13 protein-coding genes and 1 pseudogene are annotated in these 19,834 nt (G+C 58.2%); 12 read left to right on the top strand and 2 right to left on the bottom strand.

Features of this window, described 5'->3' with window-relative positions:
• Positions 1-43: 43 nt before the first annotated feature.
• From PFZ56_RS13555 to PFZ56_RS13565, 3 genes are all read left to right on the top strand, one after another.
• Positions 44-358 carry a 3-phosphoglycerate kinase gene (locus tag PFZ56_RS13555; protein WP_102878800.1) on the top strand — a complete coding sequence of 105 codons (315 nt, stop codon included), beginning with the start codon at positions 44-46 and terminating at the stop codon, positions 356-358.
• 158 nt (positions 359-516) lie between these two features.
• Positions 517-1,116 carry an FMN-dependent NADH-azoreductase gene (locus tag PFZ56_RS13560; RefSeq protein ID WP_102861686.1) on the top strand — a complete coding sequence of 200 codons (600 nt, stop codon included), beginning with the start codon at positions 517-519 and terminating at the stop codon, positions 1,114-1,116.
• A 245-nt stretch (positions 1,117-1,361) separates the two neighbouring features.
• On the top strand, positions 1,362-2,225 hold the full coding sequence (locus tag PFZ56_RS13565) for a carboxylate/amino acid/amine transporter (RefSeq protein ID WP_170001306.1): 864 nt from the start codon (positions 1,362-1,364) through the stop codon (positions 2,223-2,225).
• 193 nt (positions 2,226-2,418) lie between these two features.
• Here the strand turns inward: PFZ56_RS13565 and PFZ56_RS13570 are convergent, their stop codons facing one another.
• Positions 2,419-3,717, bottom strand: coding sequence for a mechanosensitive ion channel family protein (locus PFZ56_RS13570; RefSeq protein WP_170001305.1), 1,299 nt, complete (start codon positions 3,715-3,717; stop codon positions 2,419-2,421).
• A gap of 193 nt (positions 3,718-3,910) precedes the next feature.
• On the opposite strand from PFZ56_RS13570, the gene PFZ56_RS13575 reads away from it, so the two are divergent.
• From PFZ56_RS13575 to PFZ56_RS13595, 5 genes are all read left to right on the top strand, one after another.
• A complete protein-coding gene (locus tag PFZ56_RS13575) occupies positions 3,911-5,251 on the top strand; it encodes a DEAD/DEAH box helicase (RefSeq protein WP_170001304.1) in 1,341 nt (446 codons plus the stop codon).
• Between the two features lie 411 nt (positions 5,252-5,662).
• Positions 5,663-7,405 carry a ShlB/FhaC/HecB family hemolysin secretion/activation protein gene (locus PFZ56_RS13580; RefSeq protein WP_170001303.1) on the top strand — a complete coding sequence of 581 codons (1,743 nt, stop codon included), beginning with the start codon at positions 5,663-5,665 and terminating at the stop codon, positions 7,403-7,405.
• Positions 7,406-7,432: 27 nt separating this feature from the next.
• The gene (locus tag PFZ56_RS13585) at positions 7,433-16,252 is read left to right on the top strand and encodes a DUF637 domain-containing protein (RefSeq protein ID WP_178128473.1); all 8,820 of its coding nucleotides are present in this window, start codon (positions 7,433-7,435) and stop codon (positions 16,250-16,252) included.
• Between the two features lie 3 nt (positions 16,253-16,255).
• Positions 16,256-16,612, top strand: a complete 357-nt coding sequence (locus PFZ56_RS13590; protein WP_110595126.1) for an immunity 8 family protein — start codon at positions 16,256-16,258, stop codon at positions 16,610-16,612.
• 412 nt (positions 16,613-17,024) lie between these two features.
• Complete coding sequence (locus tag PFZ56_RS13595) at positions 17,025-17,426, top strand: hypothetical protein (RefSeq protein ID WP_170001302.1); 402 nt, start codon at positions 17,025-17,027, stop codon at positions 17,424-17,426.
• Positions 17,427-17,570: 144 nt separating this feature from the next.
• Here the strand turns inward: PFZ56_RS13595 and PFZ56_RS13600 are convergent, their stop codons facing one another.
• Positions 17,571-17,783, bottom strand: a complete 213-nt coding sequence (locus tag PFZ56_RS13600; protein WP_110595128.1) for a hypothetical protein — start codon at positions 17,781-17,783, stop codon at positions 17,571-17,573.
• 42 nt (positions 17,784-17,825) lie between these two features.
• On the opposite strand from PFZ56_RS13600, the gene PFZ56_RS13605 reads away from it, so the two are divergent.
• From PFZ56_RS13605 to PFZ56_RS13620, 4 genes and pseudogenes are all read left to right on the top strand, one after another.
• Positions 17,826-18,323 (top strand): SMI1/KNR4 family protein, encoded by a 498-nt coding sequence (locus tag PFZ56_RS13605; RefSeq protein WP_222933494.1) that lies wholly within the window; start codon positions 17,826-17,828, stop codon positions 18,321-18,323.
• A gap of 59 nt (positions 18,324-18,382) precedes the next feature.
• Positions 18,383-18,784: a hypothetical protein gene (locus tag PFZ56_RS13610; protein WP_146232623.1), complete on the top strand. Its 402-nt coding sequence runs from the start codon at positions 18,383-18,385 to the stop codon at positions 18,782-18,784.
• 3 nt (positions 18,785-18,787) lie between these two features.
• Positions 18,788-19,189, top strand: coding sequence for a hypothetical protein (locus PFZ56_RS13615; protein ID WP_170001301.1), 402 nt, complete (start codon positions 18,788-18,790; stop codon positions 19,187-19,189).
• A 267-nt stretch (positions 19,190-19,456) separates the two neighbouring features.
• Positions 19,457-19,771 (top strand): annotated as a pseudogene (locus PFZ56_RS13620) (transposase); the annotation flags it as partial.
• Between the last annotated feature and the right edge of the window lie 63 nt (positions 19,772-19,834).

Below are 19,834 nucleotides of genomic sequence, written 5' to 3' on the forward strand. Positions count from 1 at the left end.
CTCCTCTTGTCCTAAGCTGGCGCTCCTTATTGGAGACTGCCGAATGAGAAAATTCTGTTGTGTGTTGCTGGCGCTGTTGCCCCTCTGCGCCTGGGCCTATCCCATCGATGTCGAGAAGCAGTTGAACGGCCAGAGCATCGACTACACCACCTTTGCTACCGATGAAGACATCGGCTCCATCCAGTTGAACAACTACGGCAAGAACGACGCCGTGTGTTCGGTGGTGTTTCGCAATGGCCCCGAGGCGCCCCGCACCCGCAAGGTGGAAGTGGCGGCCGGCAAGAGCAAGAACGTGACCGCCAAGTTCAATCGCAAGATCATCAAGCTGCGCCTGGACCTGAACTGCCAGGCCAAATGATGGACTCTGGGCCGTCCCGGCGTGCTGCGTTGGGGCTGGCTCCGCTTATAAACGAATTTGTTGATTGGTTATAGCAGTTATTTGCGCTTTTTCATCGATATCACTCTGTTTAATCTGCGCTCCATCGACTTACGCATACCCCGATGGAGGCTTCAGCCATGTCCCGCGTCCTGATCATTGAAAGCAGTGCCCGCCAGCAGGATTCCGTATCCCGGCAATTGACCCAGACCTTTATCCAGCAATGGCAGGCCGCTCACCCCGGCGACTCGATCACGGTGCGTGACCTGGCCCGCAACCCGGTGCCGCATTTGGACGCCAACCTGTTGGGAGGCTGGATGAAACCTGCCGAGCAGCGCAGCGCCGCCGAGCAGGAGTCCCTGCAGCGCTCCAATGAGCTGACCGAGGAGCTGCTGGCCGCCGACGTGTTGGTGATGGCCGCGCCGATGTACAACTTTGCCATTCCCAGCACCCTGAAAGCCTGGCTCGACCATGTGCTGCGTGCCGGGGTGACCTTTAAGTACACCGACACCGGGCCCCAGGGCCTGCTCACCGGCAAGCGTGCCTACGTGCTCACTGCTCGGGGCGGCATCTACGCCGGCAGCAGCGCCGATCACCAGGAACCCTACCTGCGTCAGGTCATGGGCTTTATCGGTATCCACGACGTCGAGTTCATCCACGCCGAAGGTTTGAACCTGGGCGGCGACTTCCACGAAAAGGGCTTGAACCAGGCCAACGCCAAGCTGGCCCAGGTGGCCTGAGCCCCGTTGGACGAAGCGGCGCTGCAAGATGGGCGCCGTTAATCCGTAGATAATCCGCCGGTGTTCAAGTAGCGCCTGCGGATCCCCTTCAAGCCGGTTCGCGCATCGAACCTCCCTTTGCACTGGTTGCTTCTTCAGTGCCGACGCCCGATTGCACGCCCAGCGAGATCGGGCTTTTTTTTGCCCGGGATTTCATCTGTACCGGCAAAACCGCTATCGTCGCCGCCATTCAAGATGAGGCGAACATGGGCTATCTACTTTTTGTCACTCTGATCCAGGCATTTTCCTTCAGCCTGATCGGCGAATACCTGGCCGGGCATGTCGACAGTTACTTCGCGGTGCTGGTGCGGGTGCTGTTGGCGGGGCTGGTGTTTCTCCCGCTGACCCGCTGGCGCCGGGTGGAACCGGCCTTCATGCGCGGCATGCTGCTGATCGGGGCCCTGCAGTTCGGCATCACCTACGTGTGCCTGTACCTGAGCTTTCGGGTGCTGACGGTGCCGGAGGTGCTGCTGTTCACCATCCTCACGCCCCTGCACGTGACCCTGATCGAAGACGCCCTGAACCGGCGCTTCAACCCCTGGGGGCTGCTGGCGGCGCTGGTGGCGGTGGCGGGCGCGGTGGTGATTCGCTACGACAGCGTCAACCCGGACTTCTTCATCGGCTTCTTGCTGCTGCAACTGGCCAACTTCACCTACGCCGCCGGACAAGTGCTGTACAAGCACCTGGTGGCACGCTACCCCAGCGACCTGCCGCATTACCGGCGCTTCGGCTACTTCTACCTGGGGGCGTTGCTGGTGGTACTGCCGGCGTTCCTGCTGTTTGGCAAGGCCCATTACCTGCCTGACGCGCCGCTGCAATGGGCGGTGCTGCTGTTTCTCGGCCTGGTGTCCACGGCATTGGGGATGTACTGGTGGAACAAGGGCGCGTGCCTGGTGACCGGCGCCACCCTGGCGGTGATGAACAACCTGCATGTGCCGGTGGGGCTGCTGGTCAACCTGCTGATCTGGAACCAGCATGAAGACCTGGGGCGCTTGTTGTTGGGCGGGTTGGTGATCCTTGGGGCGGTGTGGATCAGCCGCCGCGGCTCTGCGCTGCTGGCGACTCGCTGAGGCAGCGATCCAGGGGCTGGATGCTGGCGGCGCTGCCGGGCTGGTTGTAGCCGCTGCCGCAGGCTGCGACCGAGTCCGCAGGACTCGCAAGGCGGCCGCCGCGTATGACCAGGCGAACCGCCAACACAGGTTTCACGGCCCCTGCGGGGCCGATCGTCCGAACGCGGCCCGAACCTTCGGCAGCGGCTACAGGTTAAAGCGCGTGCTTTTCTGGTTGTGGAACATGGCTGGCGCCCGCTATCGCCGGCAGCAAACCGGCCCGCAGATCGGTGCCGCTGGGCTGCTGGTAGAGGTTCAGGCCAAATTCCGGCATCACCGCCAGCAGGTAATCGAAGATATCCCCCTGGATGCGCTCGTAATCCACCCAGGCCGTGGTGCGGGTGAAGCAGTAGATCTCCAGCGGAATGCCCTGGGCCGTGGTCTGCATCTGGCGCACCATGCAGGTCATGTTCGGCTGGATCTCCGGGTGGCTCTTGAGGTACGCCAGGGCATAGGCGCGGAAGGTGCCGATATTGGTCATGCGCCGGCGGTTGGCCGACAGCGCGGCGACGTTGCCCTGGGCTTCGTTCCAACTCTTGAGCTCGGCCTGCTTGCGCCCGATGTAGTCGGTGAGCAGGCGCACCTTGCTCAGCCGCTGTTCCTCTTCGTCATGCAAAAAGCGCACGCCGCTGGCATCGATGTACAGGCTGCGCTTGATCCGCCGACCGCCGGATTGCTGCATGCCGCGCCAGTTCTTGAACGACTCGCTCATCAAGCGCCAGGTCGGGATGGAGACGATGGTCTTGTCGAAGTTCTGCACCTTGACCGTGTGCAGGGTGATGTCCACCACATCGCCGTCGGCGCCCACCTGGGGCATCTCGATCCAGTCGCCGACCCGCAGCATGTCGTTGCTGGTCAACTGCACGCTGGCGACGAAGGACAGCAGGGTGTCCTTGTAGACCAACAGGATCACCGCCGACATGGCGCCCAGACCGGACAGCAGCAACAGCGGCGAGCGGTCGATCAGGGTGGCGACGATGATGATTGCGCCAAACACGTACAGCACCATCTTCGCCAGTTGCACGTAGCCCTTGATCGAGCGTGTGCGGGCGTGTTCGGTGCGCGCGTAGATGTCCAGCAGGGCGTTGAGCAGGGCGCTCAGGGCCAGGAGCTGGAACAGGATGGTGAAGGCCATGGCCAGGTTGCCGAGGAATAGCAGGCTGGTCTTGCTCAGCTCCGGCACCAGGTGCAGGCCGAACTGGATCACCAGGGACGGGGTCATTTGCGCCAGGCGGTGGAACACCTTGTTGTGGCGCAGGTCATTGAGCCAGTGCAGGGACGGCTGGCGGCCCAGCAGCCTGACGGCGTGCAGGACCAGGTAGCGGGCCACTCGTCCGAGCACCAGGGCGATCACCAGTAACAGGGCCAGGCCGATGCCGGCGTGCAGGAGAGGGTGTTGATCGAGGGCTCCCCAGAGGTCCTGGGTATTGAGCCAGAGCTGTTTGAAATCCATGGGCTAAAACGATTCTTCTATGAGGCACAAGGGCAGGATTAGAGCATTTAACCCTGGGAAAGTTACGGTTAAGGACAAATCGGCTAACAAAAAACCAACTCTTTGCCACCGTTTGCACAAAGAAACTCGGCCTGCGCGCTCGAAACCGTTACCCTATGCAGCTGTTTTTTTGCATATCTTCGAGGTAGCACCCGTGTTTTCCCAATTCGCCCTGCACGAACGCCTGCTCAAAGCCGTGGCCGAGCTTAAATTTGTCGAGCCGACGCCGGTGCAAGCAGCGGCTATTCCGCTCGCGCTGCAAGGGCGTGACCTGCGGGTGACGGCACAGACCGGCAGCGGCAAGACCGCGGCCTTTGTCCTGCCAATCCTTAATCGTCTGATCGGCCCAGCGAAGATCCGCGTCAGCATCAAGACCCTGATCCTGTTGCCGACCCGGGAACTGGCCCAGCAGACCCTCAAGGAAGTCGAGCGTTTCTCCCAGTTCACCTTCATCAAGTCCGGCCTGATCACCGGCGGTGAAGACTTCAAGGTCCAGGCCGCCATGTTGCGCAAGGTGCCGGACATCCTCATCGGCACCCCGGGGCGCATGCTGGAGCAACTCAACGCCGGCAACCTGGACCTCAAAGAAGTCGAAGTGCTGGTGCTCGACGAAGCCGACCGCATGCTCGACATGGGCTTTGCCGAAGACGTGCAGCGCCTGGTGGACGAATGCCCGAACCGCCAGCAGACCATGCTGTTCTCCGCTACCACCGGTGGTTCCGGCCTGCGCGAGATGGTCGCCAAGGTCCTCAACAACCCTGAGCACCTGCAACTCAACAGTGTCAGCCAGCTGAACGAAACCACCCGTCAGCAGATCATCACCGCCGACCACAACCAGCACAAAGAACAGATCGTCAACTGGCTGCTGGCCAACGAGACCTACCAGAAGGCCATCGTCTTCACCAACACCCGGGCCATGGCCGACCGCATCTATGGCCGCCTGGTGGCCCAGGACTACAAGGCTTTCGTCCTGCACGGCGAGAAGGACCAGAAGGACCGCAAGCTGGCCATCGATCGCTTGAAGCAGGGCGGGGTCAAGATCCTCGTGGCCACCGACGTCGCCGCCCGTGGCCTGGACGTTGATGGCCTGGACCTGGTGATCAACTTCGATATGCCGCGCAGCGGCGACGAATACGTGCACCGCATCGGTCGTACTGGCCGTGCTGGCAACGATGGCCTGGCCATCTCGCTGATCTGCCACGGCGACTGGAACCTGATGTCGAGTATCGAGCGCTACCTCAAGCAGAGCTTCGAGCGCCGCACCATCAAGGAAGTCAAAGGCACCTACAGCGGCCCGAAAAAGGTCAAGGCGTCCGGCAAGGCCGTTGGCGTGAAGAAGAAAAAGACCGACGCCAAGGGCGACAAGAAAAAGTCCGTGGCCAAGGCCCCGACCAAGCGCAAGACCGCCAACCGGCCGAAAAGCGACAGCCTGGTCAGCCAGGACGGTCTGGCGCCGCTCAAGCGCCGCAAGCCACAGGCGCCGGTAGCTGAATAAGCCAGCGGCCAGCGGTAAACGAAAAACCCGGACCTGATCCGGGTTTTTTTTGGCTGGCTTTCAGAGCTACTCCGGGCCTCGATGGCTCAACTGGCCTTGGGTTTCCCGGCCCATTCCGGCATCCCGGGCAATCTGGGCCATGCCCCCGAGTTTTGGCTAAGTGGCCAAAGCTCGAAGAGACGCTTCTGGCGGATCAACAGTCCGTTGCCAAGAAAACTTTCCTGAAGATTCAGAAGCGTCTGATGTGTCGCTTGCCGGGGTCTATCTAGTATCGGCACCCGCTCCAGTGCCCGGATTATGCGGGGATACGCAGTTTGTCGGGGCGCTCAGCGCTTATTTGACGCCAAGATGGTGGCACATTAACATCGCGCGCCCTGTCTTGACCCTTGCTGCCCTTTCGAAGGACCGAATATGTCTATCCCCACCCTCGGGATGAGGTTGTGCTGTGCCCTGTCTTGCCTACTGCTGGCCGGCACCGTACACATGGCTGTTGCCGCTCCCTTGCCCGCACCGACCTTCAACCCCGGTGACCAGGACCTGATCCGCGACCGGCAGAACCGCCTGCTGGAAGAACAGCAGCGGCGTCTCGAAGAACTCAAGGACCTGCCCGGCAAGAGCGCCGCGCCTGTAGCGCCCAGCGCGCCCAGCGATAGCCGCTGCTTCCCGATTCAGGATATCCAGCTCAAAGGCGCCGATTCGCTGTCCGCCAGCGAACGCGAGAGCCTGCTCAAGCCCTATATCGGCCAGTGCCTGGGGGTGGCCCAGCTCAACGAGCTGCTCAAGGTCATCACCAACCGCTACATCGAAAAGGGCCTGGTCACCAGCCGCGCCTACCTGCCGCAACAGGACCTGTCCAGCGGCCACCTGCAGGTGCTGGTGGTAGAGGGCAAGCTCGAAGGGCTCAAGGCCGCCGAGGGCAGCAAGTTCACAGCCCGCGAACTGAACATGGCCTTTCCCGGCAGCAGCGGTGAGCTGCTCAACTTGCGGCAGATCGAACAGATGGTGGACCAGCTCAACCGCCTGCCGTCGAACCAGGCGCAGATGGAACTGGCCCCGGGGCAGGCCGTGGGCGGCAGTGAAGTCCTGGTCAAGAACAACCCGCAAAAGCCCTGGCGCGTCGGTCTGTCGCGCAGCAACGAGGGCCAGAAGAGCACCGGCGAGCAGCAGTGGGGCAGCTCTTTCGAATGGGACAGCCCTCTGGGATTGGCCGACCAACTGGTGCTGCGCGGCGGCCACGACGCCGTCAGCGACCACCAGAAAACCTCGCGCAACGCCATGCTCTACTACAACCTGCCGTTTGGCTGGTGGAACCTCAGCTACAGCTACAGCCAGAGCGAATACCGCTCCCTGGCCCAGGCCGTGGGCTTCAACTTCAAGCAGACCGGCGACAGCCAGAACCATCAACTGCGCCTTGAGCGAGTGATCCACCGCGATGCCGTGAGCAAGACCTCGCTGAACAGCGGCCTGAGCTACCTGCGCACCAACAACTACATCGAAGACAGCAAGCTGAGTAACAGCAGCAACCGCCTCAGCGAAGCCCAGTTCGGCATCAACCACGGCCGGCGTATCGGCAGTGCCTTCCTCAACCTCGACCTGGGGCTGCAGGACGGTATTGGCGCCTTCGATGCCCAGCGCGAAAACCAGCGCGACAAATACGGCAATCGCCAGGCCAACGCCCGCTACCGCAAGTACACCGCCACCGCCAGCTACCTGCAGCCGTTCAAGCTGTGGGACGAGTCCCTGGTGTTCAGCAGCCTGGTCACCGGCCAGCGCAGCGAGGATGTGCTGTTCAGCTCGCAACGCATGAGCCTGGGCAGCCAGTCCTCGATCCGTGGCTACAAGGACCAGAGCCTCAATGGCGACAGCGGCTACTACTGGCGCAACGACCTGCGCTGGAGTCGCCCGGTGACCTGGGACTGGCTGCGCCCGGTGTTCGCCGAGTACGGCACGGGGCTGGGCTATGACCTCGGCGCGATCCGCAACGACCGCTACAACGCCGAGCAGCATGGCCGGGTCTCCAGCGACTCCATCGAGTTCTTTGCCCGTGGCAAGAACCTCGCCGCCAGCGTGACCTTTGCTCACTCCCTCGAACGGCCCGAAGCCCTGAGTGAACGCGAAGCACCGATCTATTTCCGTTTGGACCTGTTCCTTTAATTCCGCTCTTTACCCGAGATACATGACATGGACGCTCGTCAGTTTGCCTTTCTGGCCCGCCAGCCTTCCGCCACCCTGCAAGCGCGGGATACGTTCTGGGGGCTGTCCAAGCGCGGACTGGCGTTCATCCTCGCCAACATGATGTTCTGGCAGCCCGTGGTGGCGATGGCCGACGGCATTGTGGTCAACGGCAGCGGCACCACACTGGGTCAGGCCGGCAATGGCGTGCCCATCGTCAACATTGCCGCGCCCAACGGCAGCGGGCTGTCCCACAACCAGTTCAGCGACTACAACGTCGGCCAGCAGGGCGTGATCCTCAACAACGCCGTCAACCGCACCCAGGAAACCCAACTTGGCGGGATCATCCTCGGCAACCCCAACCTGGGTGGCCGCGCGGCGAATGTGATCCTCAACGAGGTCAACGGCGGCAGCCCCAGCCAGCTCAAGGGCTACACCGAAGTGGCCGGACAGTCGGCCCATGTCATCGTTGCCAACCCCTACGGCGTCAGCTGCAACGGCTGCGGCTTCATCAACACCCCGAAAGCCACCCTGACCACCGGCAAACCGGTGATCGAGAACGGCCAGCTCCAGCGTTACCAGGTGGATCAAGGCAGCGTCGCCATTGAAGGCGCGGGGCTCAACGCGAGCAATATCGACCAGTTCGAAATCATCACCCGCAGCGCGAAAATCAACGCCGAGATCCAGGCCAAGCACCTGGCGGTGATCGCGGGGGCCAACGATGTCGACGCCAAGACCTTGAACGCCACGGCGCGGACCGCCAACCCGGCGGATGCGCCGCAACTGGCGATCGACTCATCAGCCCTGGGCGGCATGTACGCCGGGGCCATCAAGCTGGTTGGCACTGAAGCCGGGGTCGGGGTCAAGCTCGACGGCAAGCTGATCGCCAGTGGCGGTGATATCCAACTGGATGCCAATGGCCAGTTGCGCATGGCCGAAGCCACTGCCGAGAAGGGCGCGGTGGCGATCAAGGCGCAAAGCCTCAACGCTCAGGGCGCGGTCTACGCCGGCACCGATCTCAAGGTGCAAACCCAAGACGACCTGAACAACCACAGCACCCTGGCGGCGGCCAACAGCATCAATCTGGGCAGCGGCGGGCAACTGAACAACCACGGCATCATCGAAGCCGGGGTCAACCTCGACAACAGCCGCAACCCGAACGGCGATGTCACCCTGACGGCGCAAAACCTGAACAACAGCGGCAAGAGCGTGGTGGCCAGCCGTGATCTGACGGTCACGACCAAGCAGACCCTGAACAACCAGGGCGGCACCCTGAGTGGGCAGCGCCAGGTAACGGTCAGCGCTGGGACTCTGGATAACAGCCATCAGGGCAAGCTGCTGAGCGCCGAGCGCCTGCAACTCAATGCCGAGCAAGTGCGCAACGGCCAGGGCGGCCTGATCAAGAGTCAGCAGTCCCTCAACGCCACCCTGGGCCACTTGGGCAACAGCGGTGGCGAGCTGTCGAGCCAGGGCAGCAGCACCCTGGTGCTGGCCGGCATGGACAACCTCACCGGCGTGGTGCTGGCGCAACAGACCCTGGAGATTACCGGTACTGCGGAACTGGACAACCAGGGCGGGCTGCTGTCGGGCTGGCAGGGCCTGACCCTCAAGGGCACCGGCCTGAACAACAGCAACAAAGGCACCGTCTCCAGCCTCAAGGGCGGTGTCGACATCACCCTCAGCGACGCCTTGAACAACAGCCAGGGCGGCGCCCTGGTCAGCCAGCAGGCCCTGGACGTCAAGGCCGCGAGCCTCGACAACAGCCTCAAGGGCGTGATCTCCAGCGCGGGTGCACAGAGCCTCAAACTCAGCGACCGGCTGGACAACAGCCAGGGCGGCTCCATCGACAGCGCCGCCACCCTGACCCTGCAGGCCATGGCCCTGGGCAACCAGGGCGGCACAGTCAACGCCACTGGCGACCTGGAATTCATCGGCAGTGACCTGGACAACAGCCACGGCACCTTCACCGGCAAGCAGGGCGTCACCCTCGATCTGCTGGGACACTTGATCAACAACCAGGGCACGCTGTCTGCCGCCGGCCCTTTGCTGCTCAAGCGCAGCACTAAGGTTGAGAACCAGGGCGGCGAACTCTCCAGCCAGCAGTGGCTGCGGCTGTTCACCGAACACTTGGACAACCGTCAGAAAGGCCGGGTAGCGGCCAATGACTCGGTGTTGATCAGCGCCAGTGGCGAAGTGCAGAACAGCGATGGCGGCGAGATCCTCAGCCGCGAAGCCGACCTGCAACTCAATGCCGAGCGCCTGGATAACGCCAAGGGCCTGCTGCAGGCCAAGACCACCCTGGGCCTTGAGGTTGCCGCCGCTGCCGGCAACCAGGGCGGGCAGATCATTGCCCAGCAGGGCGACCTGACGCTCAAGGCGGGCCACCTCGACAACAGGGCCGGCAAGGTGTCCGCCCTCAACGGCGGCGCCACCCTGGAAACCGCTGCCGGTGGCCGCCTCGACAACCGCGACGGCGCGCTCTTCGCCCAGCAGGGCCTGCATATCAGCGCCAAGGACCTGGACAACAGCGCCGGCCAGATCAGCGCCCGGCAGATCGAGCTGGAACTCGCTGGCGCGCTGGACAACCGCCAGGGCCTGATCGAAAGCCGCAGCACCCTGGCCACCGCCGCCGCCAGCCTGGACAACCAGCGCGGGCAACTGCGGGCCCTGGGCCTGGTGAGCAAAACCCGCTTCGATATCGGCGGCACCTTCGACAACCGCGACGGCCTCCTGGAAACCGCCAACCACGACCTGGCCTTCGACGCCGGCGGCTTCAACAACCGCGGCGGCAGCCTGCTGCACAGCGGCAGCGGGGTGTTCGGCATCTCCATGGCCAACCTCGAAGACGTCGGCGGCCGCCTGAAGACCGCCGGCCAACTGACCCTGGAGGCCGAGCGCTGGACCAACAGCAGTGCAATCCAGGCCGACCAGTTGCTGGTCAAGGTCGACCACCTGACCCAGACCGCCGATGGCCAGCTCCTGGCGGGCAACGGCCTGACCGGCAGCGGCAGCCACTGGAGCAACGACGGCCTGATCGGCAGCGACGCCGCGCTCAACCTCGACCTGAGCGGCAACTACAGCGGCAAGGGGCGCCTGAGCAGCCTCGGGCAACTGGACCTGCATGCCGCCCAACTGGACCTGGCGGACAGCGCCAGCATCGCCGGCGGCGCCAACAGCACCCTGAAGGTCGACGGCGCGCTGAACAGCGCCGGGCGCATCACCGCCAAGCAGAACCTGCACCTCACGGCCGCCAGCATCAACAACCACGGCACCCTGGGCAGCGGCGAAGACCTGAACCTCACCGCCGCCACCCTGGTCAATGACCACGGCCTGATCTCCAGCGGCGGCAATATGCAGCTGCTGACCACGAGCTTCAGCAACCGCTACGCCCAGGTGTACAGCCTGGGCACCGCGCTGATCGCCAAGGACGACCAGCAAACCCGCGCCGACCTGCTGGACAACCGTTCCGGGGATATCGAAAGCCTCGGCAAGCTGAGCATCGCCGCCAGCACCGTCAACAACGTCATGGACGTGCTGGAGTACACCGAGCACGAAAAGAGCGCGGCCAGTATCACTCGCTTGCCGTGTGAGTGGATTGGTTGCGACGACCGTGGCGGTGGTCGCATCAACGGCCTATGGGAAGTGGCCGAGACCGACCGCTTGCGGGTGACCAACAGCAGCGCCGCCGCCAGCCTCAACAGCGGCGCGGACCTACAGATCGACACCCAGATCCTGACCAACACCAGCAGCCTGATCACCGCGGCCGGCGACATCAACGTCAAAGCCGAGACCGTCCACAACCAGGGCCTGCAACCCCAGGAAATCACCACCCTGCGGCGGTATCAGAGCTACGTCAACGAAACCGGCAACGCCGCCGCCCGTGCCGCCGCGTTCAACGCCCGCAACAACCCGACTCCGTCTGCCAGCTTTGCTTCCGACCTCAGCGCCTTTATCGCCTGGACCGGGGTATTGCTGTCCTCCAGCAGCAAAGTGGTGGATGGCGACCAATCCTTCGCCGCCACCATCCAGGCTGGCGGCAAGGTCAACCTCAAGGCTGATAAAACCCTCGACAACAGCGTGATCCGCTCCTTCTACGAGTACGTCGGCGCCGGCAAGACCCTGACCGACACCGGCGTTGGCAACGGCTACTCGACGCCGATCCGGATCAACCCGCAACTGCCCCCGGAACTGGCCCAGCAACAGGTCAACCCCCTGGTACTGCCGGGCTTCACCCTGCCCACCAGCGGCAACGGCCTGTTCCGCCTCAGCGGCCAGGGCAGCACCTTGGCCCAGGCTCCGACGCCTGCGCAGATCGCCGGCCTGCCGGACGCCGCAAGCCTGTCCCGGCCGCACAAGTACCTGATCGAGACCAACCCGGCGCTGACCAACCTCAAGCAGTTCATGAGCTCGGACTACCTGCTGTCCCACCTCGGCTACAACCCGGACGAAAGCGCCAAACGCCTGGGGGACGGTTTCTACGAACAGAAACTCATCCAGCAAGCCATGGTGGCCCGCACCGGCCAGCGCTTTATCGACGGCCAGGACAGCAACGAAAAGCTCTTCAAGCACCTGATGGACAACGCCATCCAGAGCAAGCAACAGCTTGACCTGTCGGTGGGCGTGACCCTGACCTCCGAACAAATCGCCGCCCTGACCCACGACATCGTCTGGCTGGAAAGCCATGAAGTGAACGGCGAACAGGTGCTGGTGCCAGTGCTGTACCTGGCCCAGGCCAACAACCGCCTGGCGCCCAACGGCGCGCTGATCGCCGGCAAGGACGTGAGCCTGATTGCCGGTAAAGACTTGAACAACGTCGGCACCCTGCGCGCGGCTAATGACCTGTCGGCGGTGGCGGGGGAGAACCTGGTTAATAGTGGGTTGGTGGAGGCGGGCAACCGCCAGGATCTGCTCGCGGGCAACTACCTGGTCAACCGTGCTGGCGGCATCATCGCCGGGCGCGACGTGACCCTGACCACCACCCAGGGCGACGTGATCAACGACCGCACCCTGACCACCCACCAGAGCAGCAGCGAAGACTACGTCCGCGAGCAGCGCCGCGACTTCCTCGACAGCGCCGCCCGCATCGAAGCCGGCAACAGCCTGAGCATCGATGCCGAACGGGACTTCGACAGCAACGGCAGCGTCCTGCACAGCGGCGGCGACACCCGCATCAAGGCCGGTCGCAACGTCAGCCTCAACGCCGTCGAACAAGTGGTCAGCAACGACCGCGGCATCGGCAACCTCGACCAGAGCAAAACCCAGCACGGCGCCACCCTGGAGAGCGGCGGCGACCTGAGCATTGAGGCCGGAGGCAACGTCACCGCCGTCGCTAGCCAGATCGACGCCGAGGGCGACGTCTCGATGACGGCCAAGGACAACCTGACCTTGGCCTCGGCCGCCAATGAACAACACTGGGCCAGCAAGACCGGTACCACCAAGAGCGAAGAGGATCGCGTCCACCAACAAGCCACCACGGTGACGGCGGGCGGGGATGTGATGCTCAAGGCCGGCCAGGACATGAACCTGATTTCCAGCAAGGTCAAAGCCGGGGATGAAGCCTATCTGGTGGCTGGTGGTCAGTTGAACCTGCTGGCGGAGCAGGACAGTGAGCATTCGCTGTATGACATGAAGAAGAAGGGGGGCTGGGGCAGCAAGGAAACCAAGCGCGATGAAGTCACCCGGGTTACCCATGTTGGCAGTGAGATCAGCGCTGGTGGCAACCTGACGCTCAAGAGCGATGGTGACCAGAGGTATCAGGTCGCCAAGCTGGAGAGTGGCAAGGACCTGACCCTGGAGAGTGGTGGCGCTATCACCTTTGAAGGGGTGAAGGATCTTCTTCAAGAAAGCCACGAACAAAGTAAGGGCGATCTGGCTTGGACCAGTTCCAAGGGCAAGGGCAACACGGATGAAACCTTGCGTCAGAGCCAGTTGATGGCCAAAGGCGAGTTGATCATCAAGGCAGCTGATGGCCTGAAGATCGACATCAAGCAAATCGACCAGAAATCCATCAGCCAAACCATCGACGCCATGGTGCAAGCCGATCCGCAACTGGCATGGCTCAAGGAGGCCGAGAAGCGCGGCGATGTGGATTGGCGCCGGGTCAAGGAGTTGCACGACAGCTGGGACTACAGTCACTCCGGGCTGGGGGTTGGAGCCCAGTTGGTCATCATGATTCTGGTGAGCTACCTCACGGCAGGTTTAGCCAGTGGTCTTGTCGCGACCGGGGCGGCTCAGGGCTCGGCAATGGCTGCTGCAACGACGACGACCGCTACGGTCGGAGGTGTGACGACCACCACCACCGTTGCAGCCGGTTGGGGCAACGTCATGGCCAGCAGCATTCTGAGCTCCATGGCCGGTAGCGCTGCAGTCAGCACCGTCAACAACAAAGGCAACCTGGGGGCGGTGTTAAAGGACATCACTTCCAAGGACGCGCTCAAAGGTTATGCCACAGGTGCGGTGACCGCAGGCTTCACCGCCGGAGTTCTGGATAACGCCTTCGGGGTCACTGGCGACAACGTCAACAAAGTGACCAAGGGCTTTGATCTGGGCAGCGTGAAGGATCTTGGCAAGTTCGGCGCCTACCTCGGCGCTCAGGGAGTTGTTCAGGCAGGGGCGCAAAGCGTCATTCAGGGCGGCAGTTTCAGTGAAAACCTCAGCAAATCCCTCACTGCACAAGGGCAGCACTTGCTGCAGGCCGGTGTTTTCAATTGGGTCGGGGACGTTTCGGATGAGTACGACTGGAAAGAAGGTAGCGTAGAAAAGATTGCCTTCCATGCGCTTGTTGGCGGTGCCCTCAGCAAGGCGACAGGGGGGGACTTCGCTACCGGTGCCGCAGCAGCGGGGGCCAGTGAAGCGCTTATTACTCGCCTTTCTGGACTGATTGGTAACGACAAGAACCTTGAGCTGATGGTTTCTCAGCTCATAGGTATCAGTGCTGCAGCTGCGGTCAATGGTGATGTGGCTAAAGGCGCAGAGATTGCCAAGAACGCTACCGCTTACAACCGTCAACTGCACCCCGAAGAGCGCAAGCGTATTCAACAACAGGCCAAGGTGTTGGCCGATGAACAAAAAATCAGCGTTGCAGAGGCAGAGCGACGTTTGGCTGAAGCCTTCGCTTTTTATACGGACAAGGCTTGGCAAACAAAGCTGAGCAGATCAGGCGTGGTGTTTGCGGACAGTACTCTGGCGCATCTGGGACAGGCCTTGGCACCGCTGGGGGCTTTCTATGACACACCGACCGAGGTTGTAGGGGATATTCCTGTCGCTCCTGGCCCGGGGAAAACCTATACGCCATCTGAAACCTTGGCGATGTTGAAAAACTATGAGTTTACCCATGCTGACTTCTTCAGTCCGATGGTTAATCTTGAGTACATCACTGATAAAGAGCAGCGGGATTACTATAAAAATAATCTCGATTACCGCCAGTTCGACATTCTTGCAGAGGGCTCAGGGGCAGCAAAGGGTATAGGCGGTGCCCTTAAGGGCAGTGCTGAGGATCTCTATGGCTTTGGCAAGGGGTTGTTATTAGACACGGCTAACACTGCCAATGGGGTCACCCATGGCTTGATACGAGCTGCGAGTAACCCGCAAGAGGTAATTGCTGCCTTTAATAGCGCCAAGCAGGATGCAGAGAACTTGGCGTTTTTGTACGAATTACAGGGAAATCCTGGCGCCGCTCTTGAAGTCAGGATGAAGTGGGCGACTGAGTTTGCACTGAATTTTGCGGTTATCAACCGGGCTGGCAAACTTGGCAAGGTTGCCAACTCGTTGCGTGACCAAGAGTTGGCGACGCAAGGAGCTTCTGCTGGCGCTACAGGAAGTAAGTTGATCTCTCAGTCCGAGGCCAAGCTGGCAGGCTATAAACCCTGCTGTTTTGCCGCCGGCACTATGGTCGCGACTCCCAAAGGGGAGCGGGCTATTGAAACGCTCAAGATCGGTGATGTTGTTTGGAGCAAGCCTGAACAGGGTGGCGAACCCTTCGCTGCAGCTATCACCGCAACTCATGTTCGAACTGATCAGCCTATCTATCGCTTGGGTTTGAGAAAGGACGGTTTAGGTGGCGTTACAGCGTCGGAGACGCTGGAGGTGACTCCAGGGCATCCATTCTATGTTCCGGCACGCAAGGGTTTTGTCCCTCTTATTGAGCTCAAATCCGGTGATCGCCTACAGTCGTTGGGGGATGGGGCTGGTGAAGGCAGTTCGATTACGGTGGCGTCTGTCGAGCTGCTGCAACCTCAGGGGCGAACCTACAACCTGACGGTGGATATTGGCCATACGTTCTATGTTGGTAAGCTTGGTACGTGGGTGCATAACGTTGGGCCTTGCTATAGCTGTAATAATGGATCGTGTTCGATTCATGGGTCGGTACCAGAGATCTATGATGCTGCAAAAGGAACAGCTAAGGAAACGGAGGCTTTAGTCAATGCTGAAAAGGCGGTGTTGGATCGTATTGGGAGCAATGCGAAAGGGCCTGATCTGACGGGCAAGACGCCGAATACGATGCTTGATTTGCAGAATGCAAAAGCAGGAGCAGATGATTGGGCCAAACTAAGCGGCCAGCTCAGAGATGCCTCGCAAGGTAAAGGTAATTTTAATATTGGTACTGGTACAAGAGAGCAAGCTGATGCTTTAGGAAAAGCATGGGTAGGAGATGGGTATAAGGTTGCTAGTGATGGAAAAACCTTAGTCAGTAGTGACGGTTTAAAGCAATATAGGCCACCAACTTACAAACCAAATCAGGGGAAGGCGCAAGCTAACTTTGAGCAAAGATTCCCAGGTCAAGAATCAAAGAGATGGCAATCAAATGGTCATCTTAATATAACGGATTAGAATATGAATGCAGAATTAAAACGGCTTCATAGTCCAGATATTTATGATCTGGAAAATTATAAGCCGGAATCACCAGCGAACTTTAGTTTTCTCCTTCAAGCGATGATTGGTCCAGTGGGGGAGGACGGGGAAGAGTCATTTGATATAGAAGTTTGTACTCCAAAATGGATTGAAGAAAATTGCGCGCAAGATGTGGTTATTATCGGAAGTCACTATTTGATTGTTCGTGAGTATAATTATAAAAAAATTATTGAATCTATAAGGATTTTTTTGCTGGGTTGTTCTGGTGAAGATTGGGGGGAAGTTGCAAGAAAAGTTTCACGCCTAGGGCTTTGGGAGTTTGAGGGTTATGAATCATAGTGAAATGTAAAAAGCGGATTGGGAACTGACACTTTTAATTTCCCCGGTGCAAAGGCAATTGATGGCAGCCTCGGTCCGATGTACAGACAAGCGGATAGCCCGTAACTTGAAAGGATCCTAACGTCATATTACGGAGTAGATAAATCCGGGGCTCGTGTGGAAAATGATGGGTTAGTTGGTGCTTTGAGATACGAAAATCAGACTGGAGTACTGTTATTAGTCAAGGATGCAGTTCTAGGCTTTATCGCTAAAGAGAGCAAGTAAGCCTTTGATTGATCGGTATCGGATCAATGGTGAGAGAAAAAGGGCGACGTTCAAATCGCCCTTTTTGGCTTGCTGAAATACCTGCTCCTACATTCACCTTGTCGTCATATCAAAAAATCACATTGTTTATATTGAATGAGGTGTATTTTTGGCTTATTCAATTTTGGAGTTTTCTGGACGATTTATACGGGTTCATGATTTGGATTTAAGTATTGCCTGTTTTCTTGTGATCGAAGTTGGAAGTGGTATGGCTTCAACTTTCCTTGGTGATGTGTTTGAAGCTTGGGTTGATTCAATTTGTTATGATGGTCCCGGTTGTATTGATCTGCAGTTAGATTTTTATCTGACCAATAAAGAACGTGAAAGCTTGATTGTAAGCCTGATTGGAGAGGTTGCTCGAAATTTGGAGTTTGTGTCGGGGTTTTATCCAAAGGATAGATTGAATGCAATTCTTGTAAGGACCAAAATAAAATTGGTTGAGGACTATAAGGTTGAGTTGATTGAAGAGGCTTTAATTGGGCTGCGAGGACTTATTGTGGGTGAGAGGTAGTTGATGGTTTACTAGATCGCTAAACTTTTTATTTGGCCGTTCAGTCATTTGAAAGTGGTTGCGGAACGATAGGGCAGGAATTTCAGGAGGTTTTATATTGCCGAATACACAAAGACTGGGCGGCTTAACACCGCCCATTGTGATTTAGATTGACAATTTTTCTTGCTGCTGTCGCCCTGCCACATCCATCAAATCACACCCATCGCGCAGCAAAATGCTGCACACCAGCGACAGTTCTTGCAGCATCACTGCACCTTTTGGCGTGTCATCAGATGACGTACAGAATACTTCCGCAGCCAAGTCCGTTATGTGTAGTGGATGTTCAATGATAAGTAAGTTTTTTCTGAAAATAACCATGTTCTTGACGTTGCTTTTTTAGAGTGCTACGGGAGTTGATTCATGATTGGTGAGTTTGTTAAGTCTCTTGTAAGTAAAGATCTTCTTGAGGGGAATATTGAGTTTTTGGGTTATATTTTAGATGAGCTGGAGAAGATCAAGAGGCTTTACGATATTCGTATCAGTGGTCAACTACAGTCATTTTTATTTGAAATGGGGCGAAGTGATGGTGGATTGATTGGAGACTCATTCATACAGTTGTATCGCCCGTCTTGGAGAGTACGTACTCATTTGCTTTTTCAGGCTGAGTTCTTAAGTCAGATGCAAGAAGCCGGGCATTATGAGTTTCTGAATAGGCCATTTGTCTTGGCGTGGGTTTCTGAGACTCAGTACTATTTTATCCAGACTTTAAAGGGTGATGATGCAGTTTATCATTACGACTCCAATGTGGAGAGTGTTGTAAAAACCGAGTGGGATCTACGTGGCTTGTTGAAAATGTTAATGTGTGCAAACAGCGGCGATATTAAAGCTGGGGCTGTAGGTGATTTGTTAGAGATCTGAGCTGATAAGAAACTTAAGAGAGACCGAGGTCAGACAGCCACGAGTGCGGAAGACTGGAGTTGAAAGTTCGGGCATCTCTGGCAGAGCAGCCCGCAGCTGCTGCTGAGTTAAAAGTACTGGAAGCAATTATCAATGATGCTCATTTTGTTTCACTGCATGGACCAGAGACAACGTTGATTCAACAGGAGCTTAGGGCGAAAACAGGAATGACTCCAGATAATCAGTCGAAGCGACCAATTGATGCATCTAGATGGGCCTCATATCAGGATATGTCTGAAGCATTTCAGAATGCTCAGGCGATCTATAGAAAAAACGGACAAACCTCTGTTACAGTTGATTTGGGACGAGTTATTGGGGAGGGATACTTAAAGGGTGGGGGTAGTTATGTGCAGACTACAAAGGCCGTTGTGCGGTTCGATATCAACGGTAAACCATATACGGCTTATCCAAAGTTGAGGTGATTTATGATTAAGGTTGGTTTTGTTGTTCTGGAAGCTGTATTGGCTCCAATAATCGAGCCTCAGGAACCTCTGTATTCAAAGCTTGCTTGTGTTGATGGTGAAGATGAACGGCAATTAAGAGAGGTTATTTCTGAGTATGTTAGGCCCTATTATGACTCATTTGATACTTGGAGTAAGGGGGTGATCTCAAGTTCTATACTTTACTTTTTTCATGTTGGTTGTCTTCCTGGTGGAGTATCTTTAGAGTCGTTGCCGGTGCCTTTTGATTTTCCGCAAGATTTAAGAGTGATTTGTTCGTGCTTGATCGATGGGTTGGCTATTGAAAGACGAGGAATTGATGTGCGGGAGTATGAGTATTGTGATGAGCTAAGCTTGGTTCATCGCTTGAGGCGAAATAGAAATTGATGTAGTCGATATGTGGCGTGATTGGCTGATGTTTTTATCGGCTAGGTTTGGTTGTTTGTCTCTATTATAAATTTTGTTGTTATGTTTCTTGGTGTTGTATCTACTTTCGTGTTGCTATGTACTAGATGTTTTTAGGGGTTCTTCGATCAAGTTTGCAAATGTGCTGAAATACACCTGACTTCCTGATACGAGCCGCCTATGAGCCAGATGAGCTTTTCCTACTTCGAGTAAGCCGGCAGGCGCAAGTAGACGCGCCGCGAACGCTTCCTGGCCGAGATGGATCAGGTCGCGCCCTAGAGTGGTTTGCTAGGGCTCATCGAGCTGTACTACCTGAAGGCTGGCGGCGGCCGAAAACCTTATCCGCTGGAAACCATGCTGTGTATCCATCTGTTGCAGAATTGGTTCTCTTTGAGCGATCTGGACATGGAAGAAGCGCCCTACGAAATCAAACCCATGCGCCAGTTCGCAGGCCTGACGCTGAGCGCGACGATCCCCAAAGACACCACAATCATGAATTTCCGGCATCTGCTGGAAAAGCATCAACTGGTACCTGCGATCTTTGCGATCATCTACGTCTATTTGTAGGAAAAAGGCCTCTCTCTGCGTCAGGGCACTATCGTCGATGCTACAAGTTATCTGGATTAT

The organism is Pseudomonas danubii, from assembly GCF_042980055.1.
In the GTDB taxonomy this organism is placed as follows: Bacteria; Pseudomonadota; Gammaproteobacteria; order Pseudomonadales; family Pseudomonadaceae; genus Aquipseudomonas; species Aquipseudomonas danubii.

What these genes read in the sequence shown, in the direction of transcription:
- PFZ56_RS13585 (WP_178128473.1), top strand. Translation starts at nt 7,433, where the DNA reads ATGGACGCTCGTCAGTTTGCCTTTCTGGCCCGCCAGCCTTCCGCCACC.
- PFZ56_RS13590 (WP_110595126.1), top strand. Translation starts at nt 16,256, where the DNA reads ATGAATGCAGAATTAAAACGGCTTCATAGTCCAGATATTTATGATCTG.
- PFZ56_RS13555 (WP_102878800.1), top strand. Translation starts at nt 44, where the DNA reads ATGAGAAAATTCTGTTGTGTGTTGCTGGCGCTGTTGCCCCTCTGCGCC.
- PFZ56_RS13580 (WP_170001303.1), top strand. Translation starts at nt 5,663, where the DNA reads ATGTCTATCCCCACCCTCGGGATGAGGTTGTGCTGTGCCCTGTCTTGC.
- PFZ56_RS13570 (WP_170001305.1), bottom strand. Translation starts at nt 3,717, where the DNA reads ATGGATTTCAAACAGCTCTGGCTCAATACCCAGGACCTCTGGGGAGCC.
- PFZ56_RS13600 (WP_110595128.1), bottom strand. Translation starts at nt 17,783, where the DNA reads ATGGTTATTTTCAGAAAAAACTTACTTATCATTGAACATCCACTACAC.
- PFZ56_RS13615 (WP_170001301.1), top strand. Translation starts at nt 18,788, where the DNA reads ATGATTAAGGTTGGTTTTGTTGTTCTGGAAGCTGTATTGGCTCCAATA.
- PFZ56_RS13605 (WP_222933494.1), top strand. Translation starts at nt 17,826, where the DNA reads ATGATTGGTGAGTTTGTTAAGTCTCTTGTAAGTAAAGATCTTCTTGAG.
- PFZ56_RS13560 (WP_102861686.1), top strand. Translation starts at nt 517, where the DNA reads ATGTCCCGCGTCCTGATCATTGAAAGCAGTGCCCGCCAGCAGGATTCC.
- PFZ56_RS13565 (WP_170001306.1), top strand. Translation starts at nt 1,362, where the DNA reads ATGGGCTATCTACTTTTTGTCACTCTGATCCAGGCATTTTCCTTCAGC.